This is a genomic window from Vibrio sp. ArtGut-C1, assembly GCF_002105475.1.
In the GTDB taxonomy this organism is placed as follows: Bacteria; Pseudomonadota; Gammaproteobacteria; order Enterobacterales; family Vibrionaceae; genus Vibrio; species Vibrio diabolicus.
Genome location: NZ_NCTH01000025.1, coordinates 33,308 through 45,477 on the forward strand (window position 1 = coordinate 33,308; position 12,170 = coordinate 45,477).

General features: G+C 45.7%; 13 protein-coding genes. 3 read left to right on the forward strand and 10 right to left on the reverse strand.

The genetic code is table 11. The features are described 5' to 3' along the window. Positions 1–52 precede the first annotated feature (52 nt). Genes cyoE through B7360_RS18605 form a run of 4 tightly spaced genes read right to left on the reverse strand, consistent with a single transcriptional unit; the run spans position 53 to position 3,300 of the window. Entirely contained in the window at positions 53–952 is a 900-nt protein-coding gene (gene cyoE, locus B7360_RS18590; RefSeq protein WP_085344320.1) for a heme o synthase, read from the reverse strand. Then, complete coding sequence (locus B7360_RS18595; protein ID WP_085344321.1) at positions 945–1,964, reverse strand: heme A synthase; 1,020 nt, start codon at positions 1,962–1,964, stop codon at positions 945–947. The genes cyoE and B7360_RS18595 overlap by 8 nt, the downstream gene beginning before the upstream one ends. 12 nt (positions 1,965–1,976) lie before the next feature. Further along, positions 1,977–2,513, reverse strand: a complete 537-nt coding sequence (locus tag B7360_RS18600) for a cytochrome oxidase biogenesis cluster protein (RefSeq protein ID WP_085344322.1) — start codon at positions 2,511–2,513, stop codon at positions 1,977–1,979. After that, positions 2,503–3,300: an SURF1 family protein gene (locus B7360_RS18605; RefSeq protein ID WP_164673232.1), complete on the reverse strand. Its 798-nt coding sequence runs from the start codon at positions 3,298–3,300 to the stop codon at positions 2,503–2,505. Before B7360_RS18605 ends, B7360_RS18600 begins: the two co-directional genes overlap by 11 nt. Between B7360_RS18605 and B7360_RS18610 the strand changes: the two genes are divergently transcribed. Continuing rightward, a complete protein-coding gene (locus tag B7360_RS18610; RefSeq protein ID WP_005391169.1) occupies positions 3,293–3,529 on the forward strand; it encodes a DUF2909 family protein in 237 nt (78 codons plus the stop codon). The genes B7360_RS18605 and B7360_RS18610 overlap by 8 nt on opposite strands. A gap of 13 nt (positions 3,530–3,542) precedes the next feature. Here the strand turns inward: B7360_RS18610 and B7360_RS18615 are convergent, their stop codons facing one another. Genes B7360_RS18615 through coxB form a run of 4 tightly spaced genes read right to left on the reverse strand, consistent with a single transcriptional unit; the run spans position 3,543 to position 7,830 of the window. Next, the gene (locus B7360_RS18615) at positions 3,543–4,427 is read right to left on the reverse strand and encodes a cytochrome c oxidase subunit 3 (RefSeq protein WP_085344324.1); all 885 of its coding nucleotides are present in this window, start codon (positions 4,425–4,427) and stop codon (positions 3,543–3,545) included. A gap of 51 nt (positions 4,428–4,478) precedes the next feature. After that, positions 4,479–5,018 (reverse strand): cytochrome c oxidase assembly protein, encoded by a 540-nt coding sequence (locus B7360_RS18620; RefSeq protein ID WP_085344325.1) that lies wholly within the window; start codon positions 5,016–5,018, stop codon positions 4,479–4,481. A 20-nt stretch (positions 5,019–5,038) separates the two neighbouring features. Then, entirely contained in the window at positions 5,039–6,670 is a 1,632-nt protein-coding gene (gene ctaD, locus B7360_RS18625; RefSeq protein WP_085344326.1) for a cytochrome c oxidase subunit I, read from the reverse strand. Next, on the reverse strand, positions 6,667–7,830 hold the full coding sequence (gene coxB / locus B7360_RS18630) for a cytochrome c oxidase subunit II (RefSeq protein WP_085344327.1): 1,164 nt from the start codon (positions 7,828–7,830) through the stop codon (positions 6,667–6,669). The genes ctaD and coxB overlap by 4 nt, the downstream gene beginning before the upstream one ends. Before the next feature lie 330 nt (positions 7,831–8,160). On the opposite strand from coxB, the gene B7360_RS18635 reads away from it, so the two are divergent. Next, entirely contained in the window at positions 8,161–9,855 is a 1,695-nt protein-coding gene (locus B7360_RS18635; RefSeq protein ID WP_085344328.1) for a phospho-sugar mutase, read from the forward strand. Between the two features lie 100 nt (positions 9,856–9,955). Here B7360_RS18635 and B7360_RS18640 read toward each other — a convergent pair whose 3' ends face one another. Next, a complete protein-coding gene (locus B7360_RS18640) occupies positions 9,956–10,378 on the reverse strand; it encodes a GNAT family N-acetyltransferase (RefSeq protein ID WP_085344329.1) in 423 nt (140 codons plus the stop codon). A 79-nt stretch (positions 10,379–10,457) separates the two neighbouring features. Then, the gene (locus B7360_RS18645) at positions 10,458–11,090 is read right to left on the reverse strand and encodes a LysE family translocator (RefSeq protein WP_005375522.1); all 633 of its coding nucleotides are present in this window, start codon (positions 11,088–11,090) and stop codon (positions 10,458–10,460) included. Between the two features lie 230 nt (positions 11,091–11,320). Between B7360_RS18645 and B7360_RS18650 the strand changes: the two genes are divergently transcribed. Next, the gene (locus B7360_RS18650; protein ID WP_005391184.1) at positions 11,321–12,148 is read left to right on the forward strand and encodes an AraC family transcriptional regulator; all 828 of its coding nucleotides are present in this window, start codon (positions 11,321–11,323) and stop codon (positions 12,146–12,148) included. Positions 12,149–12,170: the final 22 nt, after the last annotated feature.

Below are 12,170 nucleotides of genomic sequence, written 5' to 3' on the forward strand. Positions count from 1 at the left end.
ATCAAAACAAAAAACGCCGCGAACCACGCGGCGTTTTCTGTTTAAAGAGAGGCTACAAGCCAATATAGTGATCCGAAAGCAATGCAATGAACAACGCCAAAAGGTGATAGATAGAAAATTTAAACGTCTCCATCGCGGTATTGGGCTCTGGCGCGTATTTTAGCTTCCATGCATGGTACATAAAGCCAGCGTTAAGTAGTAACGAGGCAAAAAGATAAACTACGCCGACCATTCCAACCAACACCGGCAGCACACAAACCAACGTCAACAATACTGTATACAACAGAATGGAAGTTTTGGTGTACTCGATACCATGTGTCACTGGCAACATTGGAATATCCACCTTACGATAGTCCTCTACGCGATGAATTGCGAGTGCCCAAAAGTGTGGTGGCGTCCAGATAAAAATGATCATCACAAGCAGCCAAGCATTCGCATGCAAGTGCCCTGTTACGGCAGTCCAACCGAGAAGAGGCGGCATCGCACCCGCAATACCTGCAATTACGATATTTTGCGGAGTAGCGCGTTTGAGGTACATGGTGTACACCATCGCATAGCCGAGTAAACTCATCAAAGTCAGCCATGCCGTCAGTGGGTTGACCAGCGCATATAAAAGAACAAACCCTATGACGCCTAACGCCGTCGCAAAGGTTATCACCGATAACGGCTTAGCTTCACCCGATGGCAACGGACGTTTGTGTGTCCGAGCCATTCTCGCATCAATGCGGCGGTCAATCAGGTGATTAAACGCTGCCGCGGAGCCTGCCATCAAACCAATGCCTGTTAGGCCAACCGCCGCCTGCAACCAAGGAAACTCAGTAACAGGCGCTAAACTCATCCCGACAACGGCCGTCACCAGCATTAATGCGACTACTTTAGGCTTCGTTAACTTCAAATAAACGGCACTTAGTCGCTTTCGCTCATTTAACGACAGTGCGATTTCTTTACTCATAGCGAACTCCTTTCGCGGTGTAACTCCAAGCTTTTTTGCCCTGCCACAAATAAAACTGACTCACACAAACAAGACTCAACATAATGGCGGCACCCAAGTTATGTGCCACGGCGACATAAATAGGAAGTTGGAATACAACGTTGCTCACGCCCAACATAACTTGACACGCTAAAGTGAGTAGTAACCATCCTCCAATGCGCTGTGAATGATGGGAATCTTGCCTCATGAGCATAATGCTATAAGCCAATACGACAGTGGCGGTGACCATCGCACCGAGGCGATGCGTAACATGTATGGTCATTCTTGCGGGATACTCTAATACACCAAACTCGTAATTCTCGAATCCGGTTTGCCAGAAAGAAAACGCCTCTTTCCATGAGAGATGACTCATCCAATCTCCCTCACAAATCGGCAGTGAGGTGCACATGAGCGCGGCATAGTTTGACGAAGTCCACCCTCCTAGCAGCACCTGCATAAAAACAACCAGAAAAACCAATAATGAGAAGCCTCGCAGCGAGCTGGAAGATGGAGAGAAATAGAGATTATTTTGCGCTTTTAACTGACAGTAAAAAATCGCCTGCAGAACCAGTAAAGTAAATCCACCAAGCAGATGAAGCATTACGATGACTGGCATTAATTTGAGCGTCACGGTCCACATCCCCAAAAGTGCTTGCCCGACCACCAGTATACTGAGCAGCATCGGAATAGTAGGATTCACGCGCTCAGACCTCATTGATATCACTGTCATGGTAAAAATGACCAAACCCAACGTTCCTGCAAAATAGCGATGAATCATTTCAAGCCATGCTTTCTCATGCTCGACAGCCCGTTCAGGGAAATTAAGATTGGCACGTATTACATCTTCTTCTTGATGAGGCACAGCAAGATGCCCATAGCAGCCGGGCCAATCAGGGCAACCTAACCCTGCATCAGAAAGGCGAGTATACGCGCCTAACATGATCACCACGAAAGTTAGGAGCAAACTGAATTTAACCAACTGAATTAACTTCATATACGCCCCTTTCTAACCAACTCGTGACAATTTTAAGAGCTTGCGTAAATCCGCCAACATACCTTTGTTGAACGAGACTAAATCTTCATTCGGTTTTGGCGAGTAAGACATCACCAATTGCCCCAGAGGATCAACGATTAACATTTGTCCGGGTTTCACTTTGGCGGTAACCAATTGATTCATTTGCATTGTCGTCATCGATACATCTACGGTACCGGACAACTCTGTCTGCCAAAGCACCGGCACCACACGCTCTTGATATTTTCCTAAAGCGACATGGCTTTGCTGAAGCAGGTAAAGCTGCTGCCTACATTGTTCTGTGCACTCATTAGGTAAAACATAAGCGAGTTGCCACCTGTGCTCCTTGAGTGGGGACTCTTGACCAAGTAGCTCTAACGTTGTGTATGGTTCAACTAACACACCTCTATTGGTCACACCGCTTTGATACCACCCTTGGGTGAGAATGACCTTAGCGATGACGGCAGGAAGCGCAAACGTACACACCAACGCAATCAACATTAGCCGCCCTTTGGTTACTTTAGATGTCATGCTTCACCTCCATGTGACGCAACTTTCTTTGCCAACGAACAAAAACAATTAAGGTCAATAATAAGAAAACGCCCGCCATCGAAAACCACTGAATCGAATAACCGAAATGCTTGGCGCTGTTGAGTGGCAATGGGTTCCAAGGAAAGTCGTAAGGCCAATTTTTTAGATTGTCTGGCTGCAAGACTGCGGGCATAAGTTCAATATTAAGTAGCTGATTCAGTTGCGCGATATTCAGGTTCTGCACACGAATGGCATCGCCAACTTCTGGCATTAATTCAGAGCTCAACGGGTTAGCAGATTTTCGGTACAGACGTCCCGTGATAAAGGTCGACACTTCGAGTGTTGTGACGGTTGGTAATACTGAACGATCTGCTATTCCCTCCAAAAAACCAAGCTCTAATAATGCATAGGTTCCTGATTCATCACTCATAGAGACAATCTGAAATGCTAAATAGCCCACATTGCCCTGATGCGTTTGGTTATCCAGTAAAATCACGGGAAACGCCTGAGGAACAACATTAGCTTCCACTTTTTTCCCGAGAATGCTGCCTTCTCTCCAATCGTTTTCTTCAAGAACTTCGCCTAATGCTTGGTACGCACTATCCGCTCGCGCAAGAATGGCTTGTTCCAAAGCCTGTTTTTCTTGCCCTCTCTCAAGCTGCCAAAAACCCAGTTTGACCAAAAGAGAAAACACTACCACAGTTAAACCAACTGCAACCCAAAACCGTTTCGATAGCCATAATTGTCTTGATAACAACAACGATGAAACCGGAGGTGCTATGTCCACCGTATTTCTATTCAAACTGACGCTTGTCCTTTTGCTGCTTTTCATTATCTTCAACCTCGCAAAAGCGCTTATCGAAATGGTTCGTGAAGACCCAGATAATCCCGAAAAAAGAGACAAACCTATGAGTCATTACTTAGGCCGTCGAGTCATGTTCTCCGCTTTAGTAGTTATCCTTCTACTTATTGCGCTCAGTTCAGGCTGGCTGGCTCCGAATCCCCGTCCTTACTAATCGCCCAATGCACCTACAGCACGTACACAAACACAAATAGACATAACCAAACCACATCCACAAAGTGCCAATACCAACTACCTGCTTGGAAGGCAAAATGGTTCTTTGGTGAAAAATGATCTTTAGCGATTCGGAGCAATAATACGATTAAGAAAATCGTCCCAAGACAAACGTGCAAACCGTGAAAACCAGTCAGTATAAAGAAGGTGTTTCCGTAGATACCAGATTGCAACGTGAGCCCCATTTCTTGATAAGCATGAGCATACTCGACCGCTTGGTAATATAGGAAAAAGCCCGCAAGCACGATGGTGATTTCCAACCAAACAATCAGTGCCGTTCTTTTGTCTTTTTCAAGGCTTATGTGCGCCATATGTAGCGTAATCGACGATAATAGCAGCAAAACAGTGTTAGTAAGGGGAATGCCCTGCCACGGCATAGCTTGTGTTGTTTCTCCACCCGGAGTCAGTGTGAGTGGCCACATCGCTTCGAAGGTTGGCCACAAAACCTCGTTGGTCATGAAGTTGTTATCTGCCCCACCTAACCAAGGCACAGAAATCATCCTGGCGTAAAATAACGCACCAAAAAAGGCACCAAAAAACATCACTTCAGAGAAGATGAACCAGCTCATCCCTTGGCGAAAAGAACGAGTAATTTGTGAGCTGTACTTTCCACTCAGTGACTCAGTAATCACATTACTAAACCAGCCCGCCAACATGTAAAGCAAGAACAGAAAACCTACCGCTAGCACAATGCTACCAATGGTTCCCACAGCCCCTTCACTTTGTGTCCCCTGAACGGTCATTCCTGCACCAACGGCAACTAAAAATAGAGCAAACGCACCGATGATCGGCCAGCTACTTTGAGCGGGAACATAATATGTTCCTGGCTTGTTACTCATAATTTCTCTCCTTACTGACCAGCCTTGGTCTGTATCTCTCTCCTTGAGTGGCTAAGAACCTGTAGGAGGGGGAAGTTTATAGAGTGTGTAAGACAGCGTTAACGTGTGTATCGACCCCGGTAAGTCCGGTTCGATATAAAAAATCAACGGCATTTGAGCTTGTTGTTTGCCATCCAAAGGCTGTTGGTTATAACAAAAGCACTCAATCTTATTGAAATAAGCGGCACCATTCCCGGGAGAAACAGAGGGAACGGCTTGCCCTACCAACTTCTGCCCGCTTTCATTAAATGCAAGGTATTCGGTTTGCACGACTTCACCGGGATGAACGTCCATCGAAATCACTTTGGGTTTAAACTCCCAAGGCATATCGGGGCTTACATGCGCCATAAACTCCACGCGAATGGTTCGGCTCATATCCGGTTGCATACCAGTTGGTTGAATGGCGGCCACTTCACTTGTTTTTCCATTGATACCCAGTGCATCGCACATTACGTCATACAATGGGACAAGTGCGTAGCCAAACCCGAACATCAAAAGGGTCGCTAAAAGCAACTTCACTGTGAGCTTTTTGTTTGATGGATTCGGTTTCATCTCACTCACCCTATTCGTTTCTAATCGACTTTAGGCGGCGTAGTAAACGTATGATGGGGCGCCGGGCTTGGCACCGTCCATTCTAAGCCCTCCGCACGTTCCCACGGTTTTGCAGCGGCCTTTTCACCGCCACGAATACACTTAATCACCACCCATAAAAAGATCAATTGTGACAACCCAAACGCAAATCCACCAATGGAGACGATTTGATTGACATCAGCAAACTGAATAGCGTAATCCGGGATACGTCTTGGCATACCCGCTAAACCTAGAAAGTGCATCGGGAAAAACAAAACATTAACTGAAATAATCGAGCACCAGAAATGCCACAAACTCAGCTTGTGGTCGTACATATTGCCTGTCCACTTAGGTAACCAATAGTACGCTGCCGCCATAATCGAGAATACGGCACCAGATACCAACACATAGTGGAAATGCGCAACCACGAAGTAAGTGTCATGATATTGGAAATCCGCCGGCACAATTGCCAGCATCAATCCCGAGAAACCGCCAATCGTAAAGAGCACAATAAAGGCAATGGCAAACAACATTGGCGTTTCAAATGTCAGAGCCCCACGCCACATGGTGGCGACCCAGTTAAAGACTTTCACCCCTGTTGGTACCGCAATCAGCATGGTGCAATACATAAAGAAAAGCTCTGCAAAAACTGGCATCCCCGTTGTAAACATGTGATGCGCCCACACAAGGAAAGACAGCAACGCAATGCTGCACGTCGCGTAAACCATCGAATGATAACCAAACAGCTTCTTGCCACTGAAAGCAGGAAGGATGGCAGAAATGATGCCAAACGACGGTAAAATCATGATGTACACTTCTGGGTGACCAAAGAACCAAAAGATGTGTTGGAACATCACCGGGTCGCCGCCACCAGCGGCATCAAAGAAGCTAGTCCCGAAATATTTGTCAGTAAGAACCATCGTCACCGCACCCGCTAATACCGGCATAACCGCGATCAATAAGAAAGCGGTGATTAACCAAGTCCAAACAAACATTGGTAACTTGAACCAAGTCATTCCCGGAGCTCGCATATTTACGATCGTCACGATAACGTTGATCGCGCCCATAATGGAGCTGATCCCCATGATGTGAACAGAGAATACAAACAGCGCGGTGCTATCTGGGCCATAAGTCGTGGACAGCGGAGCATAGAACGTCCAGCCAAAATCGGGGCCGCCGCCAGGTAAAAACAACGAGCTCAATAAAATAAGAAATGCAAAAGGTAGAATCCAAAAGCTCAAGTTGTTCATGCGAGGTAGCGCCATATCTGGAGCCCCGATCATCATTGGAATCATCCAGTTAGCAAGGCCCGTAAATGCTGGCATCACAGCACCAAACACCATCACCAAACCGTGTACCGTAGTCATTTGATTAAAAAACTGTGGATCAACCAGCTGAAGTCCAGGCTGGAATAGTTCGGCACGAATGACCATCGCCATCGCACCACCAGTCAGAAACATCGCGAAACTAAACCAAAGGTACAGGGTGCCAATGTCTTTATGGTTTGTGGAATACAGCCAACGAGCAATACCTTGGGGAGCATGATGATCATGGCCATCATCAATCGCAATGGTACTGTTTGCACTGGCTTCCGCTGGCGCAGACTTCACTGCCTTATCTGTTGGCTTACTCATATTTCCTCCTTAGCACTGCCTTGTGCCTTAAAGGCATTCACATCGGATGCTTGCACCGTATCGCCAGTGTCGTTGCCCCATGCATTTCGCTGATATGTAATGACAGCGGCAATTTCTTTGTCACTTAACTGGTTCGAAAAAGACTGCATTGCAGTGCCCGGACGGCCATTCACAATCACATCAATGTGCTCTGAAATTGGGCCTGTTGCGATAGGGCTGCCCTTAATCGCGGGAAATGCACCCGGAATCCCCTCACCACTAGCCTGATGGCACACAGCACAACGCGACGTGTATATCGATTCGCCCTGCGACATCAACTCATCCATGGATAAGTCTTGAGAGAGCGCTTCTTGTGCCGCCGCTTTTTGAAGTGCGATTTCTTCCTTCTTACTCGCTAACCATTCATCAAACTTTTCTTCTTCCATCGCATGCACCACCACCGGCATGAACCCGTGTGCACGACCACATAGCTCCGCACATTGACCGCGATATACGCCTGGCTCATCAATTCTTGTCCATGCTTCATTAATAAAACCAGGGATGGTGTCTTTCTTGACAGCAAAATCCGGCACCCACCATGAGTGAATGACATCATCAGAAGTCATCAAAAAACGCACTTTGCGATTCACAGGCAACACCAAAGGGTTGTCTACTTCCAATAGATAATGCGCGCCTTTTGTCTCGATACCATCAATTTGCTTTTGGCTGGTGGCAAGCAAACTGAAGAACTCAACATCTTCACCAAAATAGCTGTAATGCCATTTCCATTGCGAGCCTGTGATCTTGACCGTGATATCTGATTGGCTTGTGTCTTCCATTGCGACTAAAGTTTTCGTTGCGGGAATCGCCATGGCGACAAGAATGATGATGGGTATAACCGTCCAAATAATTTCCACTTTTGTACTTTCGTGGAAATGTGCGGCAACTGCTCCTTTTGACTTGCGATGACGAAAGATGGAATAGAACATGACACCAAATACAATCAAAGCAATTACGCAGCAGATATAGAAAATCAGCATATGTAATTCATACACTTGCCCACTTATCGCTGTGACCCCTTTGGTCATGTTGTAGTCACTTTCCTTTGACCAACTGAAAGAGGAGAATGTGATTAAAATCACATTCAGTGATAAGGCTAGAGTAGTCGTTAATCTTTTCAAAAGATCTCTCCTCTGCTCAGCCGCTACGCTTGCGCGAGCTTCCTTGCGTCCCGATGCAAATATCGAACAACTTTACGAAAAATCACAAAAACTACGATTTCGACACGGTTTGTTATATTTATGTTAAAAGGCTAGTTATAGTTCCAAGGTTCTTCAAGAAATTAAATATGATTAAATTTTGTTCGGATAAGAAAAATTAATTCGGTTTATCGATTGCCCTCTTTGAAATGTAATTGAGAACCATTTACATTAATTTAAAAGAAAACATTGAGATACTTACAAAACGAAGTGTCCAAGAAAGTAGGCGCCCCCTACTAAGGAATGATTGATATGACAGCACTAATTACTCAATGGCTAGAACGAGACCCTGATCCTAAGACTCGCGAAGAGCTACAACACCTCGTCGATACAAATAATGAACAAGAGCTTACTGATCGCTTTGGATCGCGCCTTGCCTTTGGTACAGCAGGGTTACGCGGCAAAGTGGGCGCAGGTCCAAACCGAATGAACCGTTTGGTGATCCAAGAGACAGCCACTGGCCTAGGAAACTATTTGCTAGAGCAAGTCAAAGATGCCGCAAGTCGTGGTGTCGTTATTGGCTACGACGGTCGTCCTGATTCAAAACAATTCGCGCATGATACCGCTTCCGTACTGACTGCCCTTGGCATCAAGGTTTACCTAACGTATGACGTTGCAGCAACCCCAATTGTTGCGTTTGGTGTCCGTACATTGAATGCTGCGGCCGCTGTTGTTGTTACCGCTAGCCACAATCCACCAGAGTACAATGGCTTTAAAGTATATTGGGAGAATGGCGCACAAATCATTCCTCCACACGACTCTGGAATCGCAGCGAAAATTGATGACGCAACAACGAAGCCATTACCTTTAATGTCTCTCGATGATGCAAAACAGCACGGTTTGTTAGTTTGGTTGGAAGACGACTACTACCAAACTTACCGTAAAACGATGAACGAAAACGCGCTGCTTACTCCTGACAACAACACCGATATTTCTATCGCTTACACTGCGATGCATGGCGTTGGGGCGAATATGGCGGAAACGCTCCTCGCAGACGCTGGCTTCAAAAAAGTGGCAAGTGTTAAGGAACAGCGCGAACCTGATGGCAGCTTCCCAACCGTCAACTTCCCAAACCCTGAAGAAGCCGGTGCAATGGATATGGTGATGGCATTAGGTAAGTCCGTAGATGCAGATATCGCTTGCGCTAACGATCCAGATGCAGACCGTTTTGCCGTGGCAGTTAAACGCCCAGATGGCGAATATCAGATGTTAACCGGCGACCAAGTGGGTTCACTGTTTGGCGATTACTTGCTAGAACAGCAATCTAACGCTCTGGTTGGCAACACCATCGTATCATCAAGAATGCTGAGTAGCATTGCCAAAGCGCATGGCGCCCAATACTACCAAACGTTAACAGGCTTCAAATGGCTTACTAACGTTGCCATGGAGCAAGAGACAGAAGCAAATCCATTCTTGTTTGCTTATGAAGAAGCGCTCGGTTATACCGTGGGTAACAAGGTGTGGGATAAAGATGGTTTATCTGCAATCGTCGCATTTGCTCAGCTAACAGGTAAACTTAAAGCTCAAGGCAAAACACTATGGGATAAACTGGAAGAACTGTACCGCGAGCACGGTTTCTACTTCAACGCGCAGCGCAGTATCGCTCTCGACCCGAACTCTCCACCAATCGGTGACAAGCTCCGTGCAAACCCACCAACAGAGATTGCTGGTAAAAAAGTTGCAGTAACCGAAGATCTAAAAACATCGGTTCGCATGTTTGACGACGGCTCTGAAGAATCCATTGACTTACCGGCAAGTGACGTATTGATTTATCACCTAGAAGATCAATCACGCGTGATTGTTCGTCCTTCTGGTACTGAGCCAAAACTAAAATGTTACTACGAAGTCATCAACCTCTTCCCTGCGGATATGAGCTATGAACAAGCACAGCAAGCGGCAGAAGCGAAGATGAACGAACTTATCGACGCGCACCAGCAAAGTTTGTAAGTCAAAGAGAAACATAGATATTTGATACAACAAGAGGCGCAAATTCGCGCCTCTTTTTTTGATTTTAACTAGAACAAGTCAAGCTAGCCCGTGCTTTTCCCTAGCCTACAATTTCCTTTTGTAGAAAGTACTTGTGGATGCCCTCTGCAGGATAGCCTGAGTACTGCCCCACTTTCTCAAAACCTAATTTGAGATAGAACTCAAGAGCTTGAAAGCTGTAGGTATCCAAATAAACATGGGTAACCCCATGAGGCTTTACTTCTTGTTCTAGCATCGACATTAATTGGCTACCGAGACCAGAGGTTCGACTTTCAGCGTCTACCCACAAAAACTCAACAAACACCGTATTTTTAAACATTTCGCCAGTCAAGCCACCCATGATCTTGCCATTCTCATCTTTAGCGAAACAGCCTACAGTATGCACTTCCCCTTCAGGTAAATGCAGTCGGTTATAAGATCGAATACCTTCACGAACAAAATCAAGGTCTGTTTGATCTGGATTTAAACAAAATTCAAGCTTCATATACCCTCTCCTTAGGAAACACCAATATCCTAAAACAAAAAGCCAGCAATTGCTGGCTTTCTGATGGAATATGATAACTTTATAAGGCGAAACTGCTCAGCATCCACAACGCCAGAATAACAAACACTAACCCCATTAGTTTATGTTGATACGTGCGGAATTTTTCGTTCTCGAGCAGCCCTTTGCCCAATGTGCCTGCTAACCCAACAAGTAATAAATTGAATGACAAGCCAAGAACGTTCAACAATAACCCTAGCGCTAGCATCTGCTCACCGGAAGATGCCGTGATATTGCTTGAGACAAACTGCGGCAAAAACATCACAAAAAATACCAACGCTTTAGGGTTAAGCAAATTACTCATCAAAGCACGTTGATAATAAGTTGACGCCATTTTGTTTTGACCATCAAGCTCTGGAGCCGAAGATGCCTCAGCTCGTAAGCAGTCCCAACCCATTTTTAACAAGTAAGCGCCACCTAAGAGATGAAGGACTTTAAGGGCGATTGGGCTCATTGCAATCAGGGTAGATACTCCCATTGCAGCAAGCAAAGTAAGAATAACACCAGACGTCGCATTGCCTAAGCTAGCAAACAGACCGACCTTCTTACCGTAACTCATACTAGAGCTCGCGATAAGCAACATATCGGGCCCTGGTAACAGCAACAAAGCCACTACTGCGGTGAGATAAACAGGAAGTACAGATAAATCAATCATGATGGAACCGCTTTTTCTACAACAAAGCGGCGAATGTTATACCAACAAAATGACAACAGCCAGCCCAAAATCACCAAGATAATTCAGAAAATAAAAATCATAGTTTGCCAGGACGAAAAATAACAATCAATTCGCCTATTTATAAAAATCGAATAGCAATTTTGTACAAAAATAAGCACGATGGATCCGTTACACTTCTAAGATGATTTTCTTGAGCAGACCGGATAAAGATGAAAGAAAAGAATAAGGAAATCGCTACCTTCAAGATAGCTCAAGAGCTCGGTGGTTTAGAACTGCTCGATGCAAAGTACGAGAAGCAGAATTTCTCACGCCATAGTCACGAGGGTTACACTATTGGCGTCATCGAGAAGGGAGCACAGCAGTTCTTTCGAACAGGCGGAAATCATATCGCGCCACAGGACAGCATCATCCTTGTTAATGCCGATGAAGTACACAACGGGCATTCGGCCTCAGAAGGCGGTTGGGAATACAAAGCAATGTACCCCGTACCACAGCAGTTTCAGACCTTGGGGCAAGAGCTTGGTTCACAAAATGTAGCGCTACCCTATTTCCCTCAACCTGTGGTTTATGATCCTGAACTAGCAAATCAGTTGCGATTGGTTTTTGAAACGCTAGAAAAATCAGACAACCGACTACTACGAGAAACTTTGATTTACGGCACGTTGATCAAACTAGCCAGCAAACACAGCACCCACCGGGCACCGCTCAAAGAATCAACCAGAGCTCAGCGACAAATACAGTTGGTCAAAGAGTTTTTGGAAGACTTCCCGCAAACGGACGTCTCGCTAGAAGAGCTCGCAAAACTGGCTGGGTTAAGCCCTTTTCATTTGCTAAGAGAGTTTCAAAAACAGTTTGGCTTCCCTCCCCATGCTTATCAAATTCAACAACGTTTACGAATGGCGAAGAAGTTGCTCAAACTTGGACAAAAAATTTCAGATGTAGCGCAAGAATGTGGCTTCCATGATCAAAGCCACCTGCATCGACACTTTAAAAAAGCCATGGGCGTCACGCCCGGTCAATACATTCGTCACAGCTAAAGAGCAATATTGTACAAGGCGT